The 26,532-nt window shown below is 71.5% G+C and carries 26 protein-coding genes; 17 read left to right on the top strand and 9 right to left on the bottom strand.

The window, feature by feature from the left end; translation table 11 throughout:
* Window positions 1-19: 19 nt before the first annotated feature.
* The 6 genes from ABTX60_RS38840 (at window position 20) to ABTX60_RS38815 (ending at window position 5,422) form a co-directional block, all read left to right on the top strand.
* A complete protein-coding gene (locus ABTX60_RS38840) occupies window positions 20-571 on the top strand; it encodes an RNA polymerase sigma factor (protein WP_351628267.1) in 552 nt (183 codons plus the stop codon).
* The gene (locus tag ABTX60_RS38835; protein ID WP_352101600.1) at window positions 568-1,404 is read left to right on the top strand and encodes a cupin domain-containing protein; all 837 of its coding nucleotides are present in this window, start codon (window positions 568-570) and stop codon (window positions 1,402-1,404) included. The genes ABTX60_RS38840 and ABTX60_RS38835 overlap by 4 nt, the downstream gene beginning before the upstream one ends.
* Window positions 1,401-2,261, top strand: coding sequence for an ABC transporter ATP-binding protein (locus ABTX60_RS38830; protein ID WP_352101599.1), 861 nt, complete (start codon window positions 1,401-1,403; stop codon window positions 2,259-2,261). The genes ABTX60_RS38835 and ABTX60_RS38830 overlap by 4 nt, the downstream gene beginning before the upstream one ends.
* Entirely contained in the window at window positions 2,258-3,769 is a 1,512-nt protein-coding gene (locus tag ABTX60_RS38825; protein WP_352101598.1) for an ABC transporter permease, read from the top strand. The genes ABTX60_RS38830 and ABTX60_RS38825 overlap by 4 nt, the downstream gene beginning before the upstream one ends.
* Entirely contained in the window at window positions 3,766-4,386 is a 621-nt protein-coding gene (locus ABTX60_RS38820; protein ID WP_352101597.1) for an ABC transporter, read from the top strand. The genes ABTX60_RS38825 and ABTX60_RS38820 overlap by 4 nt, the downstream gene beginning before the upstream one ends.
* A 109-nt stretch (window positions 4,387-4,495) precedes the next feature.
* Window positions 4,496-5,422 (top strand): LysR family transcriptional regulator, encoded by a 927-nt coding sequence (locus ABTX60_RS38815; RefSeq protein WP_352101596.1) that lies wholly within the window; start codon window positions 4,496-4,498, stop codon window positions 5,420-5,422.
* A 756-nt stretch (window positions 5,423-6,178) separates the two neighbouring features.
* Here ABTX60_RS38815 and mshD read toward each other — a convergent pair.
* Entirely contained in the window at window positions 6,179-7,105 is a 927-nt protein-coding gene (gene mshD / locus ABTX60_RS38810) for a mycothiol synthase (RefSeq protein WP_352101595.1), read from the bottom strand.
* A gap of 145 nt (window positions 7,106-7,250) precedes the next feature.
* Here mshD and ABTX60_RS38805 point away from each other — a divergent pair, with 145 nt between their 5' ends.
* The 4 genes from ABTX60_RS38805 (at window position 7,251) to ABTX60_RS38790 (ending at window position 12,501) form a co-directional block, all read left to right on the top strand.
* Entirely contained in the window at window positions 7,251-9,068 is a 1,818-nt protein-coding gene (locus tag ABTX60_RS38805) for a bifunctional metallophosphatase/5'-nucleotidase (protein ID WP_352101594.1), read from the top strand.
* A gap of 58 nt (window positions 9,069-9,126) precedes the next feature.
* A complete protein-coding gene (locus ABTX60_RS38800; protein WP_352101593.1) occupies window positions 9,127-10,338 on the top strand; it encodes an LmeA family phospholipid-binding protein in 1,212 nt (403 codons plus the stop codon).
* A 180-nt stretch (window positions 10,339-10,518) separates the two neighbouring features.
* Window positions 10,519-11,331, top strand: a complete 813-nt coding sequence (locus tag ABTX60_RS38795; RefSeq protein ID WP_352101592.1) for a hypothetical protein — start codon at window positions 10,519-10,521, stop codon at window positions 11,329-11,331.
* Window positions 11,332-11,469: 138 nt separating this feature from the next.
* The gene (locus ABTX60_RS38790) at window positions 11,470-12,501 is read left to right on the top strand and encodes a glycoside hydrolase family 5 protein (protein ID WP_352101591.1); all 1,032 of its coding nucleotides are present in this window, start codon (window positions 11,470-11,472) and stop codon (window positions 12,499-12,501) included.
* A 67-nt stretch (window positions 12,502-12,568) separates the two neighbouring features.
* On the opposite strand, the gene ABTX60_RS38785 is transcribed toward ABTX60_RS38790, so the two are convergent.
* The 8 genes from ABTX60_RS38785 to ABTX60_RS38750 form a co-directional block, all read right to left on the bottom strand.
* Complete coding sequence (locus tag ABTX60_RS38785) at window positions 12,569-14,641, bottom strand: pectinesterase family protein (protein WP_352101590.1); 2,073 nt, start codon at window positions 14,639-14,641, stop codon at window positions 12,569-12,571.
* A gap of 74 nt (window positions 14,642-14,715) precedes the next feature.
* Window positions 14,716-15,564 (bottom strand): hypothetical protein, encoded by an 849-nt coding sequence (locus tag ABTX60_RS38780; protein WP_352101589.1) that lies wholly within the window; start codon window positions 15,562-15,564, stop codon window positions 14,716-14,718.
* 260 nt (window positions 15,565-15,824) lie between these two features.
* Complete coding sequence (locus ABTX60_RS38775; protein WP_352101588.1) at window positions 15,825-17,300, bottom strand: sensor histidine kinase; 1,476 nt, start codon at window positions 17,298-17,300, stop codon at window positions 15,825-15,827.
* Entirely contained in the window at window positions 17,297-18,034 is a 738-nt protein-coding gene (locus ABTX60_RS38770) for a response regulator transcription factor (protein WP_352101587.1), read from the bottom strand. Before ABTX60_RS38770 ends, ABTX60_RS38775 begins: the two co-directional genes overlap by 4 nt.
* A 161-nt stretch (window positions 18,035-18,195) precedes the next feature.
* Window positions 18,196-18,381, bottom strand: coding sequence for a hypothetical protein (locus ABTX60_RS38765; protein ID WP_352101586.1), 186 nt, complete (start codon window positions 18,379-18,381; stop codon window positions 18,196-18,198).
* 31 nt (window positions 18,382-18,412) lie between these two features.
* Complete coding sequence (locus ABTX60_RS38760) at window positions 18,413-19,432, bottom strand: S1C family serine protease (protein WP_352101585.1); 1,020 nt, start codon at window positions 19,430-19,432, stop codon at window positions 18,413-18,415.
* 110 nt (window positions 19,433-19,542) lie between these two features.
* Complete coding sequence (locus ABTX60_RS38755; RefSeq protein ID WP_352101584.1) at window positions 19,543-20,565, bottom strand: LacI family DNA-binding transcriptional regulator; 1,023 nt, start codon at window positions 20,563-20,565, stop codon at window positions 19,543-19,545.
* A 127-nt stretch (window positions 20,566-20,692) separates the two neighbouring features.
* On the bottom strand, window positions 20,693-21,481 hold the full coding sequence (locus tag ABTX60_RS38750) for a response regulator transcription factor (protein WP_352101583.1): 789 nt from the start codon (window positions 21,479-21,481) through the stop codon (window positions 20,693-20,695).
* A 172-nt stretch (window positions 21,482-21,653) separates the two neighbouring features.
* Between ABTX60_RS38750 and ABTX60_RS38745 the strand changes: the two genes are divergently transcribed.
* From ABTX60_RS38745 to ABTX60_RS38715, 7 genes are all read left to right on the top strand, one after another.
* On the top strand, window positions 21,654-22,505 hold the full coding sequence (locus tag ABTX60_RS38745) for an alpha/beta hydrolase (protein WP_352101582.1): 852 nt from the start codon (window positions 21,654-21,656) through the stop codon (window positions 22,503-22,505).
* 38 nt (window positions 22,506-22,543) lie between these two features.
* A complete protein-coding gene (locus ABTX60_RS38740; protein ID WP_010036212.1) occupies window positions 22,544-22,798 on the top strand; it encodes a MoaD/ThiS family protein in 255 nt (84 codons plus the stop codon).
* Window positions 22,799-22,800: 2 nt separating this feature from the next.
* Entirely contained in the window at window positions 22,801-23,928 is a 1,128-nt protein-coding gene (locus ABTX60_RS38735) for a hypothetical protein (protein WP_352101581.1), read from the top strand.
* Between the two features lie 139 nt (window positions 23,929-24,067).
* Window positions 24,068-24,805, top strand: a complete 738-nt coding sequence (locus ABTX60_RS38730) for an LmeA family phospholipid-binding protein (protein WP_352101580.1) — start codon at window positions 24,068-24,070, stop codon at window positions 24,803-24,805.
* Window positions 24,806-25,007: 202 nt separating this feature from the next.
* Window positions 25,008-25,088, top strand: a complete 81-nt coding sequence (locus tag ABTX60_RS38725; protein WP_350310325.1) for a putative leader peptide — start codon at window positions 25,008-25,010, stop codon at window positions 25,086-25,088.
* 137 nt (window positions 25,089-25,225) lie between these two features.
* A complete protein-coding gene (locus ABTX60_RS38720; RefSeq protein WP_351628197.1) occupies window positions 25,226-26,071 on the top strand; it encodes a sulfurtransferase in 846 nt (281 codons plus the stop codon).
* A gap of 39 nt (window positions 26,072-26,110) precedes the next feature.
* Window positions 26,111-26,398, top strand: a complete 288-nt coding sequence (locus ABTX60_RS38715; protein WP_003991226.1) for a DUF1416 domain-containing protein — start codon at window positions 26,111-26,113, stop codon at window positions 26,396-26,398.
* The last annotated feature ends 134 nt before the right edge of the window (window positions 26,399-26,532 follow it).

The following is a 26,532-nucleotide window of genomic DNA, read 5'->3' as shown; positions in this document are numbered from 1 at the left end:
GGCCGTCCGATGAGGAGACGTGAGCGATACGAGAAGCGACGGGGAGCTGCTGCGGGCCATAGCCGCGGACGCCGACCGGCGTGCCTTCGAGGAGCTGTACCGGCGCTACGCCCCGTGGCTGCGGGCCCGGTTGCGGGGGCGGTGCGCCGACCTCGGGGTCGTCGACGACGTGGTGCAGGAGACGTTCCTCGCCGTGTGGCGCGGCACGGCCCGCCACCGGCAGGAGGGCCACTCCCCGGACGCGGCCGGGTGGCTGTGGCGCATCGCCTCGCGGCGGCTGGTGGACGCGCTGCGGGGCGACGGGGCGCGGGGGCGGCTGCGGCAGGCACTGGCGCGACTGCGGCACCGGGACGAGGTGTCGGCGGAGGAACGCGTGCTCGCGGGGGTGGAGCACGGTGACCTCGCCGGGGCGCTGGTCCGGCTGTCGCCGGAGCTGCGGGCGGTGCTGCAGGCGACCGTCATCGACGGGCTGACCACCCGTGAGGCGGCCGTGCTGCTCGGGATACCGCCCGGGACGGTCAAGACGCGGGCGATGCGGGCCCGGAAGCAGTTGCGGGAGGCCTTGGCATGAGCTGGCACGTGTCCGAAGAGGAACTGCGCGCGTATGCGCGAGGGGAACTGCAGGCCCCCGCTCTCTGGTCCGCCGACACGCATCTGACCTCCTGCGCGCGGTGCCGCGCGGTGCTGGCCGAGGTCAGCGATCCCGTCGCCCTCGACGCCGGCTGGGACCGGCTCGACGCCGAACTGGACGCCCCCCGGACGGGGTTGCTGGAGAGGCTGCTCGTGCGGGCCGGGGTGGCCGGGCACACCGCGCGGCTGCTGGCGGCGACGCCCGTGCTGCGGCGGTCCTGGCTGGGGGCGGTCGTCGCCGTGCTGCTGCTGAGCGTGGCGGCCGGGCACGCCGTGCGCGGCGGGGAGTTCCCCACGCTGTTCCTGGCCCTCGCGCCGCTGCTGCCGCTGGCCGGGGTGGCGTTGTCGTACGGGCCCGCGCTGGATCCGACGTACGAGATGGCCGTCGTCGCGCCGATGCACGGGTTCCGGCTGCTGATGATCAGGACCGTGGCCGTGCTGGCCGTCGTGCTCGCGCTGAACGGGCTGGCGACCCTCGCCCTGCCCGCCTACGGGCTGCGGGCGCTGGCCTGGCTGCTGCCCGGGCTGGCGCTGACGGCGACCGGACTCGCGCTGACGCCCCGTCTCGGGCCGGTGCTCGCACCGTGCCTGGTGGGCGGGGCGTGGGCCGGGCTGCTGCTGGCGGCCGACGTGCTGCGGGCCGGGGCGGACGTGCCGCTCGCGCCGTTCACCGCGGCCGGGCAGGGCGTGGCGGCGGTGGTCGCCGCGCTCGCCGCCGGGCTGCTCTTCCTGCTCCGTGACCGATTCGACCTCTTCCAGGGACGTGCCGTATGACCACGACCGTGTCCGCCTCCGGGCTGAGCCTCCGCTACGGCGGTACCCGGGCCCTCGACGACGTGTCGCTGCGGCTCACCGCCGGCGTCACCGGGCTGCTCGGCCCCAACGGCGCCGGCAAGACCACCCTGCTGAGGGTGCTCGCCACCGCCCAGCCCGCCGACCGGGGGGCCTTCACCGTGCTCGGGCACGACCCGGGCACCACCCGCGGCCGGCAGGAGGTGCGGCGCCGGCTGGGCTATCTGCCGCAGACCCCGGGCTTCCACCCGGACTTCACCGCCTTCGAGTTCGTCGACTACGTGGCGATCCTCAAGGAGATGACCGACCGGGCCGCCCGGCACCGGGAGGTGCGGCGGGTGCTCGACGAGGTCGGCCTGGCGGACGTGCGGGGCAAGCGGATCCGCAAGCTGTCCGGGGGCATGCGGCAGCGCGTCGCCCTGGGAGCGGCCCTCGTCGGCGATCCCGGGTTCCTGGTGCTGGACGAGCCGACCGTCGGTCTTGACCCCGAACAGCGCATGCGGTTCCGGGAGCTGATCGCGGAAGCCGGGCAGGGACGGACGGTGCTGCTGTCCACCCACCAGACGGAGGACGTGGCGATGCTCTGCCACCGCGTGGTGGTCATGGCCGGTGGCCGGGTGCTGTTCGAGGGCACCCCGGCCGAACTGACCGAGCGGGCCGCGGGGCGCGTGTGGAGCAGTACCGAGCGGGCCCCCGAGGCGAAGGCGGGATGGCGCACCGGGGCCGGCACCTTCCGGAACGTGGGGGACCCGCCGCCCGGCGCCGAGCTGCTCGAACCCACCCTGGAGGACGGCTACCTGCTCACGCTCGACGGCACCGGAGCGGAGGTGGCGGCATGACCGCGGTGACGGAGAAACCGGCCGTGACCGGGACGGTGGAGGAGCCGGGCGGGGCCTGGGAGGCCGTCTTCGCTCTGGCCGTGTTCGAGTCGCGCCGGCTGCTGACCCGGGTCCCGGTGCTGCTGGCCTTCGCGGTGTACGTCGGCTGGACCGTGTGGCGCGGCGGGAGGGCGTGGGGCGACTACCCGGCCCTCCAGGACGCCGACCGGGCCACCCAGGGCGCGCCGATGCTCATCGGCCTCGCGGTCCTGCTGTCCGTCAACCTCGCCGCCCTGCGCTCCCGGCGGCACGACACGGAACGGCACCTCGCGGTGCTGGTGTTCCCGCAGTGGCGCCGTACGGCCGCCCACGCCCTGTCGGTCGTGGCCGTGGCCCTGCTCACCGCCGTGTGCGTGGCCGGGCAGTTCGGCCGGGAGGCACTGCGGCCCGGCGCGATCGGGCACGGGTCGGTGGGCGAACTGCTCGTCGGCCCGCTGACCGTGCTGCTGTTCGGGCTGTTCGGGCTGCTCCTGGCAGGGCTGGTGCGGTCCGCTCTGGCCGGGCCGCTGCTGGTGGTGCTCTTCCTGTTCTTCTTCCTCTTCCTCTCGGGCATGGACTACGGGGCGAGGTGGCTGCTGCCGGCGGTCGAGGAGGCGTCCCCCAACACCCTGCCGTCCGACCTGATGGGCCGGCCGGCCGCCTGGCACGCCCTGTACCTGGCCGGGCTGGGCCTGTGCCTCGGACTGCTGGCGGTGCTCCTGGCCGGTGCCCGCAAGCCGGCCGTGCTCGCCGGTGTCGCCGGGGCGCTCGCCCTGACGCTGGTCGGCGGAGTGGCCCAGTCGGCGGGCGACTCCCCCGAGCTGGTCAAGGCACGCGAACGCGCGAGCGTGCACCCCGAGCAGGTGCAGTCCTGTGTCCGCCGGGACGGATCGACGTACTGCGCGTTCCCCGAGTGGGGGCCGCGGGTGGCGGACTGGGCCGGGGTCGTGGACCGGGTCCGGTCCCTGGCCGGGGGCAGCGCACACGAGCAGGACCTCGTCGTACGGCAGCGGATCGAAGCGCGCTACGGCCTCTCCAGTGACTCCGCTCTGGCCCCGCTGGAACGGCCGCACGAGGTGACGGTGGGCACCGCGTGGGGCGGCAACCGCGTCCCCGAGTTCTCGGCGGCCGTGGCCGGTGTGCTGATCGCGGGTGACGAGAAGGCCGCGACCTCGATCTGCGACGGCCGCATGGTTCCCCTGATGTGGCTGGCCGTGGGCTGGGAGTCCGAGCCGCTCGACGCGCTGCGCCGCGTCCGCCTCGACGACAGTGTCACCGGCTCCGCCTACGTGCTCCAGCCCACCGAGGGCCTTTACATGACCGAGGCCCAGACCGAGGTGCTTCGGGCGCTGCTCGACCTGCCCCGCGACGAGGCCGAAGCGCGGGTCAAGGACCACTGGCGCGAACTGACCGCACCGAAGGTCACCACGGCCCGGGCCGCCGATCTGCTGGACCTGCCCGCGCCCGAGGGGAAGGACAAGTGCTCGTGATCAGGCAGTTGGTGTTCCCCGTCCACCGGACGGTGCCGTGGGCGGCGATCGGCGCGGCCGGGGCGACGGGACTGCTGCTCGCCGCGCTGACCCGGACCGGCGAGACGGCGGAACAGCTCTCCCTGTATCTGCTGCGGGCAGCGATCCTCGCCTTCGCGGTGGGCCTGGCCTTCCTCCTGGACGACCCGGCCCGCCACACCACGTCCACCGTGCCGAGCCCGCGCCCGGTCCGCATCGCCCTGCGCACGGCCCTCGCCGTCCCGGCCACGGCGGCCTGGTGGACGGTCGCGCTGCTGCTCGTGCCGCCGGGCGTACGGCCTCCGGTCGCCGACATCACGCTGGAGGCGGGGGCGGCCTTCGTCCTGGCGGTGGCCGGAGCTGCGGCCGCGGTGCGCTTCAGCGAGGTCACCCGGCCCGGACCGCCGGTCACGGGCGCGCTGTTGACCACAGCCGTCCTGACCCTGCTGTTCTGGCCCGGCCGCTGGGCCCTGTTCGTACCGGTGCAGGACGAGCGGTGGGCGGCGGCGCACGAGCGGTGGGCCTTGGTGCTGGGCGGGGCCGTGCTCCTCGGCGTGGTGTGCACGGTGGAGCCACTGCGGCGGCGGATCCGGCTCTAGTCCGGCGCCTGGCACATCGAGCGGTTGTGCGGATGGCCATGCCGGGCCGTGTACGTCGATGGAGCAGGGTAGTCCTACAACCAAGGGTTGTGTGGCTACCCTGTTACTCGTGGATCTCAAAGCCGTACGCGCCTTCGTCGCGATCGCCGACTCCGGGCAGTTCCAGAAGGCCGCCGTGGACCTCGCCCTCACCCAGCAGGCCGTGTCCAAGCGGATCGCCGCGCTGGAGAAGGACCTCGGTGTGCGGCTGCTCGTCCGCACACCGCGCGGGGCGGCGCTCACCATCGACGGGCAGGCGCTTTTGCCACACGCCCGCGCCCTGCTCCAGGCGGAGGAACGGGCGGTGGCCGCCGTACGGCCCGGCGACCGGGTGCTGCGGGTCGACGTCGTGGGGCGCCGGGCCGCCACGGCGGGACTGGTACGGGACTTCCACCGGGCGCACCCGGAGATCAGGCTGGACGTCGTCACCCTGTTCGGAGTCGAAGCGGCGGTCGGCGCCGTGCGGGACGGGGCCGTCGACGCCACGTTCCGGGCCGTCACCATGCCCGGGCACCGGCTTCCCGACGGCATCACGGCGACCCCGGTCCTCGACGAGCCGCTCCGGCTGTGCGTCGGCCGCGGCCACGAGTTCGCCCGGGCCGAGTGGGTGACGCCGGCGCAACTCGCAGGACACCGCATCTGGATGCCGGGCAACGAGCCCGGCACGGAGTGGGCCGCCTACTACGACGAACTCGCCGCCACCTTCGGCCCGGCCATCGACACCATCGGCCCCAACTTCGGCGTCGAGGCCCTCCTCGACACCGTCGCGGACTCCCCGACCCTGGCGACGTTCCTCAGCGAACGCACCCCGCTGGTGTGGCCGACCGACCACGACCTGCGCCTCGTCCCGCTGCGCGACCCGACCCCGGTCTACCCGCACTCCCTGCTCTGGCGCACGGACAACCCTCACCCGGGCCTGACCGCCCTGCGCGCCCACCTGGCGGCACAACCCCGGCTCACGAAAGGCAAGACCTGGCGCCCGTCCTGGGCGGAGTGACCAGGGCCGGAGTCCTGAGTCCTGCACCCCCGGCCTGTCGGACCGGAACTGCCGGGGCCACTCGCTTCTTGAAGGGAGGGGAGTCACCGGGGTGGAACAAAGGGGGCGCCCTCTCCGGTACTTGGAGCGGATGGGCCAAGGGGGCGGGAGTAAGGCTGCTGGTGAGCGCTGGACAGTGGGCCCAAATGCTCCACAAGGTCCTGCCTATGCCCCTACGAGGCCGCCGCGCCCCGCTGCCCCGCGCCCGCGTCCCTCGCCGTCAACCCACCGGGCGGGCGCCCGCCCTGCCGCGCGACACCGTGCGCACCCCCACTCCTCACGCCCCACCCACCGTTCGCCGCCGAGCCCACCCGGCGTGCATGCGAGACGCGTCCGCGCCCGCCGACGCCGATCAGCGATGCAACGGGCCGATGACCGCATACGGGGTTCGGCCACCCGCCTTTCCGGGCCGCTCGCTCGCTTCTTCCTCGTGCTGGAGCGGACTGGGTCAAGGGTCGGCCGCAGGCCGATCGGCGCAGCCGACGCGAAGCGCCCTTGAAGCAGGCCGTGGAAGCACGACACTGACAAGGAAGCGGGCGGCCCCGACAGTCAGTCGGTGACGTACGTGAGGAACGACGCCCAAGGGCCTGCGCCGAACACGAGTATCGGGCCCTGGGGCTGCTCCCGTTGCCTGCGCGCCAGACAACACCGGACCTTTTCCGCAGCGTACGGGCGATCAGTGACGATCGAGGCACGAACGGTAACCCCGACGCTCCGTCACGTCTCCGTGCGGTACATCAGGTCAACCTCATGCGTGACGAACCCCAGGCGCTCGTACACCGACACCGCCGCCTGGTTGTCGGCGTCGACGTAGAGCATGGCGGTCGGCAGCCCCTGGTCCGCGAGGTGCCGCAGCCCGATCGTGGTCAGGGACTTGCCGAGGCCGCCGCCCTGCGCGCCGGGGCCGACGCCGAGGACGTACACCTCGCCCAGGCCCTCCTCGGCGTGCACCTTGGTCCAGTGGAAGCCGACCAGTTCGTCGCCGCGGAAGGCGAGGAAGAAGCCCGCCGGGTCGAACCACGGCTCGGCCTTGCGGTCGTCGAGGTCGCGCTGGGTGAGGGAGCCCTGTTCGGGGTGGTGCGCGAAGGCGGCGGCGTTCACCGCGAGCCAGGCCGCGTCGTCCTTGCCGGGGACGAAGGCACGGACCGAGACGCCCTCGGGGAGCACCGGGTCGGGCGCGTCGAAGTCGGTCAACGAGCGTCGCATCTGGCGCAGTTCCCGGAAGAGCGTGAGGCCGAGGACCTGCGCGAGATGCCGGGCGGCGGAGTGCCCGCCGTGCGCCCACACCCGCAGTCGCTTCCCCGAAGCGGCCAGCAGGGCCGAGCCGAGCGCACGCCCGTGCCCGTGTCCGCGGTGCCCGGGGTGCACCACCAGCTCGGCAGCCGGCGGCTCCACCGGGTCGGTGTCCTCCAGCTGGGCGTAACCGACCAGTTCCCCGCCGGCGGTGAGCAGCAGATGGGACACGCCCTCCCGCTCCCCGCCCCGCAGCTGCAACCGGCCCTGTTCGGACACCGCCTGCTGCCCGTCGGTCCGGGCCGCCTCGTCGAGCAGTCCGAGCACGGCCTCGGTCTGCTCCGGGGAGAGGGCGGCAAGGGTCTCGATCGAGCGGGGGTGGCCCGGCCTTACGGTGTCGTCGCTGGTCATGCGTACGAGGGTACGGGGCACCACCGGCAAAACGGCGGCAAAGAAGCAACCAGGCCGTAACCATGAAACACCTGTTGCGCTACGCGCGTTGACTCTAGGCTGCGCCGGACGACATCACTGTCCCAGCAGACCTACAGGGGGGCGTATGCCAGCCACTTCACCGGCGCACCCGGACCGCCGCAGACGTCGTACGAACCGTTTCGCCGCTCTCGCCGCCGGTGTCGTCACCGTCGGTGCGCTGGCCGCGGCCGGACTGCCCGGCTCGGCTTCCGCCGGGGAGGAGCGCAGCGAGGGCGGGTACGGCCACGGCCGCTACCAGGACGTCCAGCTGCTGTCCTTCAACGACCTGCACGGCAACCTGGAGCCGCCCGCCGGTTCCTCCGGCCGTGTCACCGAGACGCAGCCCGACGGCACGACGAAGACCATCGACGCCGGTGGTGTCGAGTACCTCGCCACGCACCTGCGGCAGGCCCGCAAGGGTGAGAAGTACTCCATCACGGCCGCCGGCGGCGACATGGTCGGCGCCTCCCCGCTGCTGTCCGGGCTGTTCCACGATGAGCCGACCATCGAGGCGCTGAACAAGCTCGACCTCGACGTCACCTCGGTCGGCAACCACGAGTTCGACGAGGGCGCCAAGGAGCTCGGCCGCCTCCAGAACGGCGGCTGCCACCCGAAGGACGGCTGCTACTCGGACAAGAAGTTCAAGGGCGCCGACTTCCCCTACCTCGCGGCCAACGTCCTCGACGAGAGGACGAAGAAGCCGATCCTCAAGCCCTACTGGGTGTGGAAGAAGAACGGCGTCAAGGTCGGCTTCATCGGCGTGACCCTGGAGGGCACCCCGGACATCGTCTCCGCCGAGGGCGTCAAGGGCCTCGCCTTCAAGGACGAGGTCGAGACGATCAACAAGTACGCCAAGGTGCTGCAGAAGCAGGGCGTGAAGTCGATCGTCGCGCTCATCCACGAGGGCGGCTTCCCGGCGTCGACGTCGTACAACTACGACTGTGACTCCCCGGGTGCGGGCGACGGCATCTCCGGCCCGATCGTCGACATCGCCAAGAACGTCACGCCGCAGGTGGACGCGCTGGTCACCGGCCACACGCACAACGCGTACGTGTGCAGCATCGCCGACCCGGCGGGCAAGCCCCGCATGGTCACCTCGGCCGCGTCCTTCGGCCGCCTCTACACCGACACGACGCTGACGTACGACCGCAGGACCGGCGACATCGCCCGTACGGCGGTGAAGTCCGCGAACCGCGTGGTCACCCGGGACGTCCCCAAGGCGCCCGACATGACCGAGCTGATCGGCAAGTGGAACACGCTGGCGGCGCCCATCGGCAACCGCGCGATCGGCTACATCTCCGGCGACATCGGCAACACCGGCACCGAGTCCCCGCTCGGCGACCTCATCGCCGACGCCCAGCTCGCCCACGGCAAGCAGCTCGACCCGGAGACCGACCTGGCGCTGATGAACCCGGGCGGTATCCGCGCGCCGCTGACCTACGCGGCCAAGGGCGCCGAGGGCGACGGTGTCGTCACCTACGCGGAGGGCTTCACGGTCCAGCCGTTCGCCAACACCGTGAACCTCCAGAACTTCACGGGCGCGCAGGTCGTCCAGGCGCTCAAGGAGCAGGTGTCCGGCCCGAACGCGGCGGCCCCGAAGATCCTCCAGGTGTCGTCCGGTCTGACCTACACGCTGGACCTCACCAAGTCGGGCGCCGACCGGGTGGTCACGGACAGCATCAAGCTGAACGGCTCGGCCATCGACCCGTCGGCCACCTACCGTGTCGCGACGAACAGCTTCCTCGCGGGCGGCGGTGACGGCTTCCCGACCCTCGGCCAGGGCACGAACGACGTCGTCGGCGCCGACGACCTGACCGCGCTGGAGCAGTACCTGACGGCCAACTCCTCGGCGTCGAACCCGGTCGCCCCGCCGAAGGCGGACCGCATCACCATCGTGAAGTAAGTCGCATACCCGGGGTTCAGGTTGCGGGTGGGGGAGGTACGCATGATCGGATGGATCGATGCGTACCCCCCACCACCTCGATGCGCATCCCCGTCCGAACCCGTACGAGGAGCTCGCCGCCCTCGATGACGGGCCTCTGGAGGAAACCCCTCTGGAGGAGTTCCTCCCGGAGGAACGCACTGCGGGCGCCGAGGACGCCTGGGCCCCGCCGGACCATCGCCGCGGCGGCAAGCGGCGTCGGAAGAATCGTTTCGCTGGCTTGCCGTTCGCGGTGAAGGCCGTCGTCGGCCTGGTCGTCCTCGCCTCGTTCGCCGCCCTCGGCGACCGCTGGGCGGTGCTGTACGCCGAGCACCGGGCCGCCGACACCCTCAAGGACCGCCTCGACCTGGCCGCCGCGCCCGAGGTGGAGATCGGCGGCTTCCCCTTCCTCACCCAGCTCGCCGACAAGCGGCTGGAGTCGGTGAAGCTGACCGTCCCGGACGTCGCCGCCGACCGCGTCTCGCTCGCGAAGGTGTCGGCCACGGCCCATGACGTCAGGCTCAACGCCGACGGGCTGACGTCCGTGCGCGGCGCCGACGTCCCCCGGTTCGACGGGGACGTCCTGCTGTCCTTCGAGGACCTCAACCGCGAGCTCGGCGCCTCCCAGGTGACGTTCACCGGCGAGGGCCGGGACCGGGTGCGGGCCCGTGGCACCCTGCCGGTCGCCGGGCACGACCTGAAGCTGCGGGCCGAGGCCCGTATCCAGCGCCAGGGGGAGCGGGGCATCGCCACCGAGATCGGCGGCATGCGCCTGGACATCGGGGACCTGGCGACCTACCGCCCCGGCAAGCGCGCCTCGCAAGGGCTGCACCTGACGCCGGAGGCCTCCGCGGATCTGGCCCGGGAGACCCGGAAGGCCAAGGCGCTGCTGTCGGTCCCGGCCATCGTGCAGCGGATGGGCGTGCCCGAGGCGACCGTGAACCAGGCCCTGGCCGACGACGGCAAGCTCGCCGAGCTGACCGGCTCCCCGCGCTTCGCCCGCCAGGCCGAACGCCTGAACCTCATCGACCTCGCCCTGGACAACCCCGACGTGCTCAGGCGCCTGGGCCTCGACCCCGACCTGCTCGGGGAGTTGTCGCGCCTGACCCGCCCGGTCCTGGCCGACCGGCTCGCGCTGGCCTTCGAACTGCCGAAGCCGGAGCAGGGGGACGTGAAGCTGGAGGACGTACGGGTGGAGGAGGACGGCATCCGGGTGCGGCTCTCGGGCTCGGGGCTGACGGTGGGCGGCTGAGCCACAGCGGCACGGGAACCACAGCGGCACGGGAACCACAGCGGCACGGGAGCCACAGCGGCACGGGGGCCCTTCGCGCAGGGGAGTCTGCCCGGAAGTCTGGCCCCCGGGCACTGTCCCCACCCCGTGAGCCCTCGGAGACTGGGCCGGGCGCACCGGACCGAGACGAGGATGATGCGGATGCACAGGCACGGCAGGGCCCCGGAATCGGAGGCGGACGCGCGGGCCGGACACCCTCACCGGCCTGTGCTCCGGCCGCACGAGGACGGCCCCGGGGCGGCCCGGCTGGCCGCCGGCGGGCAGGTGACCCCGGATACGGCGATGTCCCTCCAACGCGCCGCCGGAAACGCCGCCTTCGTGGCCGTGCAGCGCATGCCCCGGGGCGGCGACAACGGCGAGGGCCCGGCCGACGGGAAACCGATGGACGGGCTGAGCCGGTTGCGCAGGGCCCATGAGCGGGCCGGGAAACGCGACCAGGCGGCGCCCACCTACGGCCCCGGCCAGAGCCCCTTCGGCCCGTACACGGTGAACAAGGGCCGCGGGGCCGGGCCGTACATCACGTCGAACAAGAAGGACCAGTACCCCGGGAGCGAGGACCTCGGGACCACGTACAGCGAGCTGGTCAAGGCGCTGGACGCCGAGCACGAGCCCATGGTCGCGGCCGCCGCGCGCGGTGAGGCCCTGGACGAGGAACTCCTCGCCGGGATGAGCGTCACGCAGAAGCGGGCCGCCGCGATGCTCTACGGGATCATGAAGGAGTCCGAGGAGCGCAGGTTCGCCGGGGCCGGCAAGGCCATGCGCAGCGCCCTGACCAAGCAGGGCAGCCCCTACCACGAGGCGGAGGAGTTCGAGGAGGACTTCCCGATGGCCAAGGACAAGGGCGCGCAGTACTACCGGGACGTGCTGGCGGGGAAGAAGCAGCTCTCGGACAAGGCGCGCAAGAATCTGGAGGACATGTCGTCGTCGTCCTCGGATGGGGAGAAGTCCAGCTGAGGCCCCGGAATCACTACCCGGGGGAAACTTTATGTGCTGATGTGTTGACCTCTGTTCGAGATCCCTTCTAGTTTCGTGCTCCCATGAGCGGTCCGTCCGACGGCCGCTCACCCGTGCACCTGCTCAGAAGGGGATGTCGTGTCCCGAAAGAACCAGCGCGGAACAGCAGCCGCGGGGGCGCTCCTGGCCTGCGTCACGGCATTCGGCGGGGCGTTCGCCTCCCCCGCGGCCGCCTCTCCCGCCCACCGTCCCACCCCGCCGCCCGTCAGCGACTTCAAGGGCGTCAACTGGGCCGACCCGCGCGACAACTACGCCCACGACGCGGTCGTGCCCTCGGGCCTGTCCACCTCCGACAGCTACGCCACGACCTACGCCAAGTCCAAGGCGATCATCGGCGGGTTCTCCAAGCTCGGCGCCAACACCGTCCGCCTCCCGGTCAACCCGACGTCGGTGAACGGGCCGTTCTGGAAGTCGTACCGGGGCGCGATCGACGCCGCCACCGCCAAGGGCTTCAAGGTCATCCTGGGCTACTGGGAGGCCGACAACGCCAAGGACGGCAAGATCGACGACCAGGCGTCCTGGGACCGGATGTGGGCGCGGATCACCTCCGCCTACGCCGGCAATTCCAAGGTGTACTTCGAGCCGATGAACGAGCCGTTCGGCTACACCGCGCAGGAGTGGACCGACATCGCCGCGAAGTGGGTGACCACCCACCGCAACGTGCCCCGGGACCGGGTGCTGATCGGCGGCTACAAGTACAGCGAGGACGTCAAGCCGGTCTGCGCCGACCCGCGCCTCAAGGGCGTCCGCCTGGCCCTGCACAACTACGGCTTCTGGCACACCGACTGGACCAGCGTCGACCAGTGGAAGGCCGACTTCAAGAGCCGCATCGGCGACTGCGCTTCCCGCACGATCCTCGACGAGTTCGGCGCCTCGATGACCACCGGCCTGGACTACAACGGCCCGGCGGGCACCTCCAACGAGATCGCCTACATCCAGGCCGCGACCGACACCATCCGGGAGCTGGGCCTCGGCTCGGTCTACTGGCCCGGCCTGCGCAACGGTGACACCTACTCCCTCACCACGCTCCAGGGCACGGGTACGAACCTCAGCCTGACGGTGAACAACCAGAGCGGCCTGGACCGGCTGCACTACGCCTGGAACCAGTAAGCACCCTTGAGGTGGTGGCCCTCCCGGGCCCGGCGCCGCTCGTCAGCCGGGCCCGGAAGGGAGCTGTTCAGGACGCCGAGGGCGTCCAGCCGGCGAGCCAGTCCGCGACCTCCTGGTTCGCGGCCTGCGCGTCGGACAGATGCGGCCGGTTCGTGCCGGCCGGGCCCGCTCCCGCGCCGTAGTTCTTGTACTCGGCGAAGCGGTCGTCCTTCCACGAGAACCCGCTCATGTCGGTCCACGGGGTCGGCTTGATCGCGTTGCTCAGACTGGTGTTGCGGACCGTGGTCTGCGGATCGAGGGAGGCGTCCCCGCCCGCGTGCCAGGGCCGGCCGAGGTAGAAGCCGCCGGCCGAGACGTCCCCGTTCACCGTGGAGTTGGCGATCAGGATGCCCTTGCGGTTCGCGGCGGTGCTCGGCGCGGTGACATACCCGGTCGAGGTGCCGTCCCAGCGCTTCTTCAGCGTGATCACGGACTTGTCGACGACGGCCGTGGCCCGGCCGAAGATGAAGTCGACGTTGCCGACGACGTACGAGTTGCTGACGTAGACCCGCCCGAGCTTGTCCTTGGCGGCGGTGTCGAGCAGCAGGGTGTCCTGGTCCCCGCTGACGATGATCCCGTCCAGGAACACCTTGTCGGCGGCGGTCCGCAGCGCGACGGCCTGCTGGTCCTTGATGTTCTGGTTGGCCTTCTCGTCGAAGTCGTTGGAGATGGTCAGGTTGCGCGCCTGGAAGTCGTCGGCCTCGACGGCGACGGTGGCGCTGCCGCCCGTGCCGTAGGTGCCGCCGCCCGGCTTGGGGGTCCCCGAGGCGTTGTTGTAGACGATGGTGGTGTCCTTGCGGCTGCCGCCGGTGCCCTGGATGGTCACGTGCGGCTTGTTGGAGGGCACCTTCACCAGTTCCCGGTACGTCCCCGGCTTCACGGCGATCACCACGCGCGAGGGGTTGTTCGCCGGCACGGCGTTCACGGCGGCCTGGACGGTCTTGTACTGACCGCTGCCGTCCTTGGCGACGGTGAGGGTGGTGGCGGCGACGGCCTTGGTGGAGGCGGCGGTCGTACCGAGGGAGGCACGGGGGCCCGCACCGGCCTTGAGGACGGACGGGAGGTCGGCGGCCTTGTCGAGGGTGTACGGGTAGTACGTCTTCGGATCGAAGGCGCTCCCACCGCTCTCGTTGCGCCCGCTGGTGCCGGAGAAGGAGTTGCCGCGCTGCACGACGGTGGCGCCGCTGTCCTTGACGACGGGGTTCTTGATGCCCTGGAAGAGGGAGTTCTCCAGGACCATCTTCGTGCCGCCGCGCGAGTAGTTCCCATACGCCGACTTGATGGCGGTGCCCGGGGCGTCCTCGAGCCAGTTGTTGTAGAGGTGCGCGTGGGCGGCGTTGTCCGTGGAGGGGTTGCGCTGCTCGGTCTCGCGGATCCAGTTGTGGTGGATCGTGATGTCGGTCTTGACGTTCTCGGTCCAGCCGATGCCGAACGTCTTGTTGTTGTCGCTCAGCCTGTTCCAGGAGACGGTGACGTTCGTCGAGTCCTTGCGGACGTCGATGAGCCCGTCGGCCATGTGCCGCAGGTCGTTGTGGTCGATCCAGACGTGATGGGCGCCGTCCATCTGGACCGCGTCGAAGTCGTGGTCCTTGTCGTTCCAGATCCCCTGGTAGGCGTCCCGGATGGTCAGGTTCCGGATGATCACGTTGTGCACGCCCCGGCCGAGGAAGAACCCGCCGCCGACGATGTGCCCGGCGGTTCCCCGACCCACGATGGTCTTGTCGGACTGCACCTTGATCTCTTTGCCGACCGGGTTCATGGCGATGGTCCCGGCGACGACGATGACGTACGGCTGGGTCGCGGTGGCGTACTTCTCCAGCTCGGCCTGCGTCTTCACGGTGACGACCTGGCCGCCGCGCCCGCCGTACGTCCCGTTCTGCCCGAGGGAGTCGACGGATGCGAACCCGTCGGCGGTGTCGGCGGCCCAGGCGGGGGTGGCGGAGGTGGAGGTGGCGGCGGAGGCCTGCAGTGCGGTGGAGCCCAGGACGCCGAGGTCGGTGCCGTAGGCGAAGGTACCGGCGGCGGTCAGGGCCAGGGGGACCCCGACCGCCAGGGCGGTGCGGCTTCTGCGGTGACGGGCCTTGCTGCGCGGCTCACTCATGCGGCGATCCGTTCCGTGTGGGGGAATGACCGCTGAGCAGTCGCCGCCCCACACGGAAAGGTTGCCGGTGTGCCCTACTGGGTGCAGGACTTGGGGTCGAGCTTCTCCTCGATCTTGTCCTCACGGCCGTCGGGCTGGCCGCTGGGCAGGAGCTTGTCGGAGATGCCGTCGATGTAGTACCCGTGCGAGTAGATGGTCTGGTAGCCCCGGTCACGCCAGCTGTGCACGGTCCGGTCCCCGTCGCCCTTGTTCCACTGGTAGTCCTCGACGTAGAAGACGGGGTTGACGCGCACCACGCGCTGGTACGGCGTCCAGGTCACGGCGACCTGCCGGCACGGCGGGATGGTCTTCTCGCTGCGGGTCTCGAACTTGGACTCCTTCTCCCAGCCCCACTCGTACCCGGCGCTGCCGCCCACGGTCCCGCTGAAGATGCTCTTGGCGAGGGAGAGGCTGATGGAACCGCCGACGCTCTTCTTCGCGAACGTCTTGGTGCTGTAGCTGCTGACGAAGGTCTCCTTGTCGTCGGCGGAGCCCTGGTTGCCGATCCACCGGGACGTGCGGACGGTCTCGCCCTTGATGGACCAGGTGGAGGCCTCGGCGTATCCGCACCAGCCGCGGAACAGCTCCCAGGGACCCGCGGGCGCCCACAGCCCGATGACGTCCCGAAGGTACTCGTCCCGGGTCTTGAACTCACCGGTGTCGACGTTGAGGGCGCCGTACACGCCGGTCAGGCTCGTCTCCTGGCTGCAGAGCCGCTCGATCATCAGGTCGGTGTCCCCGGGGTCCACGCCCCGGATGTTGGTCGCCCCGGCGGGCCCGGCGGCGGCGGTGCCCGCACCGGTGAGCAGTCCGGTGACGGCGAGGGCGGCGGAGGCGGCAACTATGCCGCACTTCCTGAGAGTTGACGTGCGAATGAGACGCATGTGGGGGGCTCACTCCTGCTTGCGGATGTGTGACGGCGACGAAGATGTCAGAACAGGAGCAGGAGTTCGCGCTACTGGTGGGTATGACAGGACATCGACAGCTGGGCGGGGGGCATGTCCCTTTTTATCGGGTGCCACCCCTGCGGGCCGTCAGCCCCGGTCCTGGGGAGCAGCCTCAGAGTGGAGCGTATGGGCCGCCGGGGCGGGCGTGAGGTCAGGTGGGCAGAGGCAGTGGTGGCCCAGACGCTCCATGGTTGGGATCAGGCCGGGGCAGGAGGGTCCTCCGGGGGAGGCACCGACGCCCCCGGCAGTCGTACCGTCACCGTCGTGCCGCCGTCCTCCGCCGGGGAGAGGGACACCTCGCCGCCCGCCTGCTGCACCGTGCGGGCCACGATCGACAGACCCAGGCCGGAGCCCGGGAGGGCCCGTGCGCTCGGGGAGCGCCAGAAGCGGTCGAAGACGTGGGGGAGTTCGTCGGCGGGGATGCCCGGGCCGTGGTCGCGGACCGTGAGGACGCCCTCGGTCAGGCGGACCTCGACCGTGCCGCCGTGCGGGCTGAACTTCACTGCGTTGTCCAGGATGTTGACCATCGCCCGTTCCAGGGCGGAGGGTTCCGCGCGGACGAACCAGGGCCCGACGTCCGCCGTGATCGTCAGTTCCGGGCCCCGCAGCCGGGCCCGCCGCAGTGCCGACTCGACCGTGTCCTGCCAGGCGACGATCTGTGTCCGGCCCCCGTGCTGGCCCGTGTCGGGGCGGGACAGTTCCTGGAGGTCGCCGATGAGCGCGGCCAGCTCCGTCATCTGCGCCTTGACCGACGCGAGCAGCGCCTTGCGGTCCGCCTCGGGGATGGGGCGGCCCGTCTCCTCGCTGCGGGTGAGGAGTTCGATGTTGGTGCGGAGGGACGTGAGGGGTGTGCGGAGTTCGTGGCCGGCGTCGGCGATCAGCTGTTGCTGCAGCTCCTGGGAGCTGGCCAGCGCCGATGTCATCGAGTTGAAGGACCGGGACAGGCGGGCGATCTCGTCCTCGCTGTCGTCCTCCACGGGGATGCGGATGTGCAGGTCCTCCGTGCGGGCCACGTGCTCGACCGCCTCGGTCAGCTTGTCGACGGGGCGCAGCCCGGCCCGGGCGACGGCCAGACCGGCGGCTCCCGCACCGAGGACTCCCACGCCGGAGACCAGGAGGAGGATCAGGGCCAGTTCGTTGAGCGTGGACTGGGTGCCCTTGAGCGGCAGGGCGATGACGAGGGAGTAGTCGGCGGCGACGCCCCGGGTCACGGGCCCGTCCTTGATGACGACCGCCGTCGTCAGGACGCGCAGCTTGTTGCCGTGGTCGTCCGTGCCGTCGCGGATGCGGCCCTGGTTCGGGTCGGGGTTCTTGGCCACGGCCTTGTCGTCGCCGGTGACGCGCACCTGGGTCGTGGAGCTCGGGAAGAGGCACAGCTTGCCGTCGACGCGGACCAGCTGCCCGTAGGTCTTGGGCCGCGACCCCATGCCCAGCGAGTCGGAAGGGCTCTGGAGGCACTCGTCGGTGAGCGCCTGGAACTCGTCCGAACGCAGCGGCGCGACCGACGACTTCAGGTCGTTGTCGATCTCGTCGTACAGCTTCCCCTGCACGATGAACCAGCAGGTCACCGACACCGCCGCCACCGCGAACGCCACCGCCGCCGCCACCAGCAGCGCCAGCCGGGAGCGGATCGGCAGGGAGCGGAAACGCCGTACGACCGTCCTGGGACTCACTCCGCGCCGCCCTGCCGCAGCACGTAACCGACGCCCCGCACCGTGTGGACGAGGCGCGGCTCCCCGCCCGCCTCGGTCTTGCGGCGCAGGTACATCACGTACACGTCGAGGGAGTTCGACGAGGGCTCGAAGTCGAAGCCCCAGACGGCCTTGAGGATCTGTTCCCGGGTGAGGACCTGGCGCGGGTGCGCCATGAACATCTCCAGGAGCGTGAACTCGGTCCGGGTCAGCTCCACCTGGCGCCTGCCCCGGGTGACCTCGCGGGTGGAGAGGTCCATGCGCAGGTCGGCGAAGGTGAGCGCGTCCTCGTCGGCCGGGTCGGCCGCGCCCACGGCCGCCGCGTAGGAGCTGCGGCGCAGCAGGGCGCGGATCCGGGCGAAGAGTTCGTCCAGTTCGAAGGGCTTGACCAGGTAGTCGTCGGCGCCCGCGTCGAGGCCGGTGACGCGGTCGCCGACCGTGTCGCGCGCCGTGAGCATCAGGATCGGCGTGGTGTCGCCCGTGGCGCGGATACGGCGTGCCGCCGTCAGGCCGTCCATGCGCGGCATCTGGATGTCGAGGACCACCAGGTCGGGCCGGTAGGCCGCCGCCTTGTCCAGGGCGTCCGCGCCGTCGACGGCGACCTCGGTCCCGTATCCCTCGAACGCGAGGCTGCGCTGGAGTGCTTCGCGTACGGCCGGCTCGTCGTCGACGATCAGGATGCGCTGCGGGTCACGGTCGCCGTCTGCGGGGCTCATGGCTCGGAGTCCTCGGGTGTGAAGGGGGACGGGGGTGCTGCTGCTCTGACGCTCTCAGCGTCGCACGCCGGCGGGCGGGGGCGGGGGGAGTGCCGGCCCGTGGGGGCGGTGGCGGTCCGGGAGGAGCGTCTGCCCGGTGGTGGGCTGTGGCAGGAGGCGCCTCAGGCTCGTCCCGTTCGGCGTCGAGCCCTCGCGGGGCGGCCCGTCCTGCGCGTCGTCGTGGCCGCCGGCGCCACCTCCGCCGGCCGGCCCGTCGGGGCGTGCAGGGCGTAGGCCACCGCCAGGGCCTGCCCGATCGCCGCCGGGTCCCCGCCGCCCGGCTCCGTGTGCACAACCTGCTGGATCATCGCCGTACTCCTCGCTGTCGGGTGCTCGGACTCAGTCGGTCGAACCCGCCCGTAGCTTCGCGAGGTCGGCCTTGACGGTGTTGATCGGGATGGCGAAGCCCAGGCCGACACTGCCGGCGTCGGAGGACGAGGAGGCCTGGCTGGTCGGCGAGTACATCGCGGAGTTGATCCCGATGATGTTGCCGTTCATGTCGATCAACGCGCCGCCGGAGTTGCCCGGGTTGAGGGACGCGTCGGTCTGGAGCGCCTTGTACGTCGTCGTGTCGGAGCCGGTGTCGCCGTTGAACTGGCGGCCGCCGAACTCGAACGGCCACTGGTCGCCCTGCCCCTGGCCCTGCCCCCACTGCTGCTGGCTCTGGTCCTGGCCCTCCTCGGTCGGGACGGTGACGTCACGGTCGAGGGCCGAGATGATGCCGCTGGTGACGGTGCCGGACAGCCCCTCGGGGGAGCCGATCGCCACGACCTGGTCGCCGACCTGGAGTCCTGCGGAGTCGCCGAGCGTGGCCGCCTTCAGGCCGGAGGCGTTCTCCAGCTTGATCAGCGCCAAGTCCTTCTTGCTGTCGGTGCCGACGACCTTCGCGGTGTACGACTTGCCGTCGCTGGTCGTCGCCTTGATCTGGGAGGCCCCGGCGACGACGTGGTTGTTGGTGACGATCTCGCCGCCACTCGTGATGATCACGCCGGAGCCGGTGGAGGACCCGGCGTTGGAGTCGGCGCTGATCTCGACGATGCTCGGGCTGACCGCCTTCGCGACCCCGGCGACCGTGCCCTTCTGGCTGGACGGGACCACGTTGGTGCTGGTGGAGCTGGAGGCGACGGTGTCGTTGCCGGTCAGTTCCTGGATGCCGTACGCGGTGCCGCCGCCTATCGCCGCCGCGACGATCGCCACGGCGGCGATCAGGGCGAGGGGGCCGCGGTTGCGCTTCTTCGGATGCGGAGCATGTGCCGGGGCGTACGCCGGCGGGGGCGGCCACTCGGGGTTCACCGGGGCCTGCTGCTGACCCTCGTAAGGGTTCTCGTACTCGCCACTGCGGTGGAAGCTCTCGGTCATGGAACAGAGCTTGTCGCCCGACCATGAGAGCTTCCTGAGTGCTCCCTGAGAAGCCCGACAGAACCTCGTATGCCCGATATAAAGAGGCCCGCCGCCCCGGATTCAGGGGCCTACGGGCAGCCGCACGACTGCCGGGTGACCAGACGCGACGGGAAGACCTTCAGCCGCTCCCGCCGGGTCCCCGCGACCCGCAGCCCGTCGTCGAGGACGAGGTCCACCGCCGTCCGGGCCATGGCCGGACGGTCGGACGCGACCGTCGTCAGGGGCGGGTCCGCGAGGGCCGCCTCCTTGATGTCGTCGAAGCCGGCCACCGCCAGCTCGCCGGGGACGTCGATGCGCAGCTCGCGCGCCGCGCGCAGCAGGCCGATCGCCTGGTCGTCGGTGGAGCAGAAGATCGCCGGCGGGCGCTCGGGGCCGGAGAGGATCTTCAGGGCGGCCTGGTAGGCGTCGTAGCGGTTGTAGAGGGCCTCGAAGAGGCGGCCCTCCGTGGAGATCCCGGCGTCCTCCATCGCGCGGCGCCAGCCCTCGACGTGGTCGGAGACCGGGTCGCCGACCGCGGGCGTCTCGGCTATGCCACCCATACAGGCGACGTACTCGTAGCCGTGCTCCAGCAGGTGCCGGACGGCGAGCTCGGCGCCGCCCAGGTCGTCCGTGGTGACGGCGACGTCGTCGATGGCCTCGGGCCGCTCGTGCAGCAGCACGACGCGGGCGTCCCAGGCCTCGATCTCGGCGGCGGCCAGGTCGTTGAGCGCGTGGCTGACGAGGATCAGGCCGGAGACGCGCATCCCGAGGAAGGCGCGCAGGTAGTGGACCTCGCGCTCGGCCACGTAGTCCGTGTTGCCGACGAGGACCATCTTTCCGCGCTCGGAGGCGGCCTGCTCGACCGCGTGCGCCATCTCCCCGAAGAAGGGCTGGCGGGCGTCCGGGATGATCAGGCCTATGAGGTCCGTGCGCCGGGAGGCCATCGCCTGGGCGACCCGGTCGGGCCGGTACCCCAGCTCCTTGATCGCGGCGAGTACACGCTCGCGCGTGGCCGGGGCGACCGGCCGGGGTCCGTTGTTGATGACGTAGCTGACCACGGCAGTGGAAGTCCCTGCCAGCCGCGCCACATCATCCCGAGTCACCTTGGCCACGCGCGGAGTCTACGCGGATATACCTGCTGCGGGCAGGGCGTAAAGGAGGTTCCGTACGATATCCCGACCGCCGTCCGGGACACCCTGTGCGGGGAGCGATGCCCAGGTCGGGGCCGCATGACGCCTCTCAGGCCTTGGCGTGGGCGTCGGCGGCGTCCGGGGCGGCCGACTTGTCCGCGGTGTCCTGTTTTGCCTTGGCCACCTTGGCCTTCGCCTCCTCGGCGGCGCGCTCCATCTTCTCCGGCTTCTCCGGCGTAACGAATCGATAACCGACGTTCCGGACGGTGCCGATCAGCGACTCGTGCTCCGGGCCGAGCTTGGCGCGCAGCCGCCGTACGTGCACGTCGACCGTGCGCGTACCGCCGAAGTAGTCGTAGCCCCAGACCTCCTGGAGCAGCTGGGCGCGGGTGAAGACCCGGCCGGGGTGCTGCGCGAGGTACTTCAGGAGCTCGAACTCCTTGAAGGTGAGGTCGAGGACGCGGCCCTTGAGCTTGGCCGAGTACGTGGCCTCGTCGACCGACAGGTCGCCGTTGCGGATCTCCATGGGGGAGTCGTCGCTGACGATCTGCTGCCGCCCCATGGCCAGCCGCAGCCGCGCCTCGACCTCCGCCGGGCCGGCGGTGTCGAGCAGGACGTCGTCGATGCCCCAGTCGGCGGTGACGGCGGCGAGGCCGCCCTCGGTGACGACCAGGACGAGCGGGCAGCCCGGTCCGGTGGAGCGCAGCAGCTGACAGAGGCTGCGGACCTGGGGCAGATCACGCCGGCCGTCGACGAGGATGACGTCGGCGCCGGGGGTGTCGACGAGGGCGGGGCCCTCCGCGGGAGCCACACGCACGTTGTGCAGGAGCAGTCCGAGGGCGGGGAGCACCTCCGTCGACGGCTGGAGGGCATTGGTCAGGAGCAGCAGAGAACTCATATGTCTGGTTCCTCCTCGGTCCCTGCGAGGACGTTTGTTGGCACAGCACCGCTCTGCGATCCCGAAGGCCCCGTACACCTGCGGTTTCCCGCGTCGTATACAACGCTTCCGAAAGCACAAAAGGACCCGGGGGCTACGTTGCCCGAGTCCTCTGCCCAGCAGAATAGCCCACATGAGCTCTGGTCCGGCAGGTCATGTGGCGCGTTCCACCGATCGTCCGCATTCCGAGACGAACGGGGGAAAGCGTGTGCGGATGTCGTCGCGGGCGTTTCTGCGGACGTCCGACGGTGTCGCGATCGACGCCGTGTACGAGCCGGGGGCGGCGGTGCGCGACACCTCCGGGACGCCTTCCGGTCATCCGGTGTTCGTCGTCGCCCACGGCTTCACCGGCGCGGTGGACCGCCCGCACGTGCGGCGGATCGCGGAGGCGTTCGCCCGGTACGGGGGCGTGGTCACCTTCTCCTTCCGCGGGCACGGGATGTCCGGCGGCCACTCCACGGTCGGCGACCGGGAGGTGCTCGACCTGGCCGCGGCGGTGGCCTGGGCGCGCGATCGCGGGCACGCGCGGGTGGTGACCGTCGGCTTCTCCATGGGCGGCTCGGTGGTGCTCCGGCACGCGGCGCTGCACCCTCGGGAGACCGACGCGGTGGTGTCGGTCAGCTCACCGGCCCGCTGGTACTACCGGGGCACCGCGCCCATGCGGCGGCTGCACTGGCTGGTGACCCGCCCCGAGGGGCGGGTCGTGGGCCGGTACGGATTCCGTACCCGCATCCACCACCGGGACTGGAACCCGGTGCCCCTCTCGCCGGTGGAGGCGGTGCCCAGGATCGCCCCGACCCCGCTGCTGATCGTGCACGGCGACGCCGACGGCTACTTTCCCGTCGACCATCCGCGGATGCTGGCCGCGGCCGCCGGTGACCAGGGCGAACTGTGGCTGGAGCCCGGTATGGGGCACGCCGAGCACGCGGCGGACGACGAGCTGCTGGCCCGGATCGGGGAGTGGGGCGTCGGCCGGGCGGGCTAGCCTGACGGGGTTCACCGTCGAATTCATTGAGGAAGCAGATGCCAAAGGTCACGGTGCGCTACTGGGCCGCCGCCAAGGCCGCGGCCGGGGTGGCCGAGGAGCCGTACGAGGCGGCCACGCTCGCCGAGGCGCTCGACGGGGTGCGCGAGCGGCACCCCGGCGAACTCGAGCGCGTGCTGCGCCGGTGTTCGTTCCTCGTGGACGGTGACCCCGTGGGCACCCGCGGACATGAGACGGTACGGCTGGCCGACGGCGGCACGGTCGAGGTGCTCCCGCCGTTCGCAGGAGGATGACGATGACCGACCAGCCGAACCAGCCCCACCGGCCGTACGACGGCTACGACCCCTACGGGCAGCAGCCGCAGGCGTGGCCCGGGCAGGGCTACCCGGGCCAGGGGTACGAGGACCCGCACGCCGCTCAGCAGCAGCACACGCAGCAGTGGCAGGGGCAGACCTGGGAGACGCAGAACCACCAGCCGGTGACCGCGCAGGCGCCGGACCCGGAGACGGCGATACTGACGCCCCAGTCGCCCCAGTCGCCCCAGTCGCCCCAGTCGCCCCAGTCGCCCCAGAACCCCCGGACGCCCCAGGGACCGCAAGCATCGGCCGGAGCCGACGCCGCCGGCACCTCCGCTTCCGGCTACGGCCCCGCCACCGTCGGCGGCAACACGCGCGTCACGGACGCCCAGCGGGCCCGGGCGGAGGGGCGCTCCCCGATCATCGAGCCCGGGATGCAGCCGGCCGCGCTGACGGCACTGCTCGGGCTGCTCCTGGCCGGTGCGGCGGCGCTCGGGACGTACGCGCTGCTGGTGCCGCTGGTCGTCCTCCAGGCGGTCACGGCGGCGGGCTGGTTCCGGCTGAACGGGATGTGGCCCGCCCGGCAGGGCATCGCCCTGGGCTTCGCGGGCGCGCTGGCCGCCGACGCCGCGCTGCTGGTCTCGGACCGCTCACCGTCGGCGATCCTCGGCACGCTCGGGGTGTGGGTGCTGCTCGCGCTGGTCCTGCAGCTGCGGTCGCACGCCGACCCGGACGAGCGGATGTACGGCCTGATGGCGACGGTCGCGGCCTCGGCGCTGGCGATCGTGGCCGGCGGGTACCTCGCGGCCGCCGCCGACGCGGTGACGGTGGGCGCGGTGGCCGTGGCGGTGGCCGTCCTGGCCCGCGCCCTGCCGCTGCCGACCCCGGCCTCGGTGGTGGTGTCCCTGCTCGCCGCGGCGGGTGCGGGCATCGCGATGGGGTCGGTCACGGACGTCGGCACGTCGGGCGCCCTGCTCGGCGCGGGCGCCGCCGTGTGCGCCCTGATCGGCCACCGGGTCGCGAGCTACGACTACCCGTCCAGGTTCGTCCACTTCACGGCGGGCGTGGCCCTGCCCCTGGCCGCGGCGGCCCCGGCCGTGTACGTCCTGGGGCGGGCGCTGGCGTAGCGCGGAGTCCCGGACGCCGGGCTTCCGGTCTGTCACAGATGATCAACAATTCCCCGATTCCCCTTCCGCTCGGCGTTACCCTCGCGCAAGGGACGGCCACCGGGTCGTCGAAACACCGGACCGGTGGGGGACACAACGCATGCGCGCACTGCGAATACTGCTGATCTTCGTCGTGATCCTGGGCGGTCTCTTCGTGATCGCCGATCGCGTCGCGGTCAACTTCGCCGAGGACGAGGCCGCCGACCGGCTGAAGACCACGGAGAATCTGTCGGCGACCCCGGACGTGTCGATCAAGGGCTTCCCCTTCCTCACCCAGGTCGCCGGGGGCTCCCTGGACGACATCGAGGTCGGCATCAAGGACTACGAGGCCGCCGCGGGCAACGGCGGCCGGAAGATCCGCATCGACGACCTCCAGGCCGACATGAAGGGCGTCGAGTTCTCCGGCGACTACAGCTCCGCCACCGCCACCAGCGCCACCGGCACCGCGACCATCGCCTACGACGAGCTGCTGAAGACGGCGAAGTCCGAGCCCACGCAGGTCGCCCCTGGCGTCACCGCCAACGTCATCGGCCTCTCCGACGGCGGCAACGGCAAGATCAAGGTCACGGTCGAGGCCACCGTGCTGGGCGCCAAGCTCCCGAAGCCGGTCTCCGTGCTCAGCTCCGTGAAGGTGGAGGACGGCACCGTCCGCGTGCACGCCGACGGCCTGCCCAGCTTCGGCGGTGTCGACATCGCCGAGAACCGCGTGCGGGCGATCACCGACTTCCAGCAGAAGATCGACGGCCTGCCCGGCGGCATCAAGGTGGACACCGTCCAGGCAGCCCCGGACGGCGTGGAGATCACGGTGAAGGGTTCCGACGTCAAGCTGGCCGGGTAGGGAGGGCGCAGGGCGGTGGACCAGCGGTGTCCGGTGGGCGAGACGGTGACGTCCGCCGCTCAGAGGTGACGGCCGATACATCGGGCCACGGTCCTGGCCCCGAGGCCTCGCGCAGCCTTCCGGTCCCACATCGCGGATCATTGCGTCTCAGCATGCGACACGCCGGTGACATGCCCGCCCGTCCGTCCCTACGATCGACGCTATGAAGCGACAGGCGGACCTCACGAAGCGGCGGGCAGTAGACCTGTGCCGCGTCGCCGCCATGCTCTGTCGCACCTTCTGAGCGATCGCGTCGGCAGTCGCGCCGGCGCGCGCATCCCCGCAGCCCCGCATCACGGGCACCCGTGCGCCGCCCTGCCTCAAGGGCGCGCCCTGCACACCTCGCACGCCCCGCCGTAACTGCCCCGGAGGAGAAGAAGCATGAGCCGCAACGACGTCCTGGTTGACGCCGACTGGCTCCAGGAGCACCTGGACGACCCGACCATCGCCATCGTCGAGGTGGACGAGGACACGTCCGCCTACGAGAAGAACCACATCCGCAACGCCATCCGGATCGACTGGACGCAGGACCTGCAGGACCCGGTCCGCCGTGACTTCGTCGACCAGGAGGGCTTCGAGAAGCTCCTGTCCGACAAGGGCATCGGCAACGACCACACCGTGGTCCTCTACGGCGGCAACAACAACTGGTTCGCCTCGTACGCCTACTGGTACTTCAAGCTGTACGGCCACGACAGCGTCAAGCTCCTCGACGGTGGCCGCAAGAAGTGGGAGCTCGACGCCCGCGAGCTGGTCGCCGGCGACGAGGTGCCGGAGCGTCCGAAGACGGACTACAAGGCCAAGGCCCAGGACACGTCCATCCGCGCCTTCCGCGACGACGTCGTGGCCGCCATCGGTTCGCAGAACCTCGTCGACGTGCGTTCGCCCGACGAGTTCTCCGGCAAGCTGCTCGCCCCGGCCCACCTGCCGCAGGAGCAGTCGCAGCGCCCCGGCCACGTGCCGAGCGCCCGCAACATCCCGTGGTCCAAGAACGCCAACGACGACGGCACCTTCAAGTCGGACGAGGAGCTCAAGGAGCTCTACGCCGAGGAGAGCGTCGACCTGGCCAAGGACACCATCGCCTACTGCCGCATCGGTGAGCGCTCCGCGCTGACCTGGTTCGTGCTGCACGAGCTCCTCGGTGTGGAGAACGTCAAGAACTACGACGGCTCCTGGACCGAGTACGGCTCCCTCGTGGGCGTGCCGATCGAGCTCGGCGCCAACAAGTAACCAACCCCGACCGACCTTTCCAGACTTCAGGAGTACGACATGTGCGGTGCGAAGGCCGGCGGCCCCGACGCCTCGACGATCAAGCCCGGTGAGACCACCATCCAGGGTCAGGTGACCAAGGACGGCGAGCCCGTGGTGGGCTACGTCCGTCTGCTGGACTCGACCGGCGAGTTCACGGCCGAGGTGCCGACCTCGGCGACCGGACAGTTCCGCTTCTACGCGGCCGAGGGCACCTGGACCGTCCGTGCCCTCGTGCCCGGCGCCACCGCCGACCGCACGGTCGTCGCCCAGCAGGGCGGCCTGGCGGAGGTCGCGATCGCCGTCTGACGACGACCGGTCCTCGAAGGGCCGCACCCCGCGGGTTGGACGCCTGGGGTGCGGCCCTTCGGCCTGCCCGGACCTAGGGGGTTTCTGACGGATCTCCGCGGCGTCGCGACGCCCGGGGCATACCGCGCAGAACC

It is taken from the genome of Streptomyces sp. NPDC126510, from assembly GCF_040302345.1.
Classification (GTDB): domain Bacteria; phylum Actinomycetota; class Actinomycetes; order Streptomycetales; family Streptomycetaceae; genus Streptomyces.
Note: the sequence above shows the minus strand (reverse complement) of the source record. Positions and strands in the feature narration are given on the sequence as shown.

Bases quoted from the DNA above. Each gene is read 5' to 3' on its own strand.
- ABTX60_RS38835 (WP_352101600.1), top strand. From the start codon at position 568: ATGAGCTGGCACGTGTCCGAAGAGGAACTGCGCGCGTATGCGCGAGGG.
- ABTX60_RS38830 (WP_352101599.1), top strand. From the start codon at position 1,401: ATGACCACGACCGTGTCCGCCTCCGGGCTGAGCCTCCGCTACGGCGGT.
- ABTX60_RS38825 (WP_352101598.1), top strand. From the start codon at position 2,258: ATGACCGCGGTGACGGAGAAACCGGCCGTGACCGGGACGGTGGAGGAG.
- mshD (WP_352101595.1), bottom strand. From the start codon at position 7,105: ATGACCAGCGACGACACCGTAAGGCCGGGCCACCCCCGCTCGATCGAG.
- ABTX60_RS38805 (WP_352101594.1), top strand. From the start codon at position 7,251: ATGCCAGCCACTTCACCGGCGCACCCGGACCGCCGCAGACGTCGTACG.
- ABTX60_RS38800 (WP_352101593.1), top strand. From the start codon at position 9,127: ATGCGTACCCCCCACCACCTCGATGCGCATCCCCGTCCGAACCCGTAC.
- ABTX60_RS38795 (WP_352101592.1), top strand. From the start codon at position 10,519: ATGCACAGGCACGGCAGGGCCCCGGAATCGGAGGCGGACGCGCGGGCC.
- ABTX60_RS38785 (WP_352101590.1), bottom strand. From the start codon at position 14,641: ATGAGTGAGCCGCGCAGCAAGGCCCGTCACCGCAGAAGCCGCACCGCC.
- ABTX60_RS38780 (WP_352101589.1), bottom strand. From the start codon at position 15,564: ATGCGTCTCATTCGCACGTCAACTCTCAGGAAGTGCGGCATAGTTGCC.
- ABTX60_RS38770 (WP_352101587.1), bottom strand. From the start codon at position 18,034: ATGAGCCCCGCAGACGGCGACCGTGACCCGCAGCGCATCCTGATCGTC.
- ABTX60_RS38765 (WP_352101586.1), bottom strand. From the start codon at position 18,381: ATGATCCAGCAGGTTGTGCACACGGAGCCGGGCGGCGGGGACCCGGCG.
- ABTX60_RS38760 (WP_352101585.1), bottom strand. From the start codon at position 19,432: ATGACCGAGAGCTTCCACCGCAGTGGCGAGTACGAGAACCCTTACGAG.
- ABTX60_RS38750 (WP_352101583.1), bottom strand. From the start codon at position 21,481: ATGAGTTCTCTGCTGCTCCTGACCAATGCCCTCCAGCCGTCGACGGAG.
- ABTX60_RS38745 (WP_352101582.1), top strand. From the start codon at position 21,654: ATGAGCTCTGGTCCGGCAGGTCATGTGGCGCGTTCCACCGATCGTCCG.
- ABTX60_RS38740 (WP_010036212.1), top strand. From the start codon at position 22,544: ATGCCAAAGGTCACGGTGCGCTACTGGGCCGCCGCCAAGGCCGCGGCC.
- ABTX60_RS38735 (WP_352101581.1), top strand. From the start codon at position 22,801: ATGACCGACCAGCCGAACCAGCCCCACCGGCCGTACGACGGCTACGAC.
- ABTX60_RS38730 (WP_352101580.1), top strand. From the start codon at position 24,068: ATGCGCGCACTGCGAATACTGCTGATCTTCGTCGTGATCCTGGGCGGT.
- ABTX60_RS38725 (WP_350310325.1), top strand. From the start codon at position 25,008: ATGAAGCGACAGGCGGACCTCACGAAGCGGCGGGCAGTAGACCTGTGC.
- ABTX60_RS38720 (WP_351628197.1), top strand. From the start codon at position 25,226: ATGAGCCGCAACGACGTCCTGGTTGACGCCGACTGGCTCCAGGAGCAC.
- ABTX60_RS38715 (WP_003991226.1), top strand. From the start codon at position 26,111: ATGTGCGGTGCGAAGGCCGGCGGCCCCGACGCCTCGACGATCAAGCCC.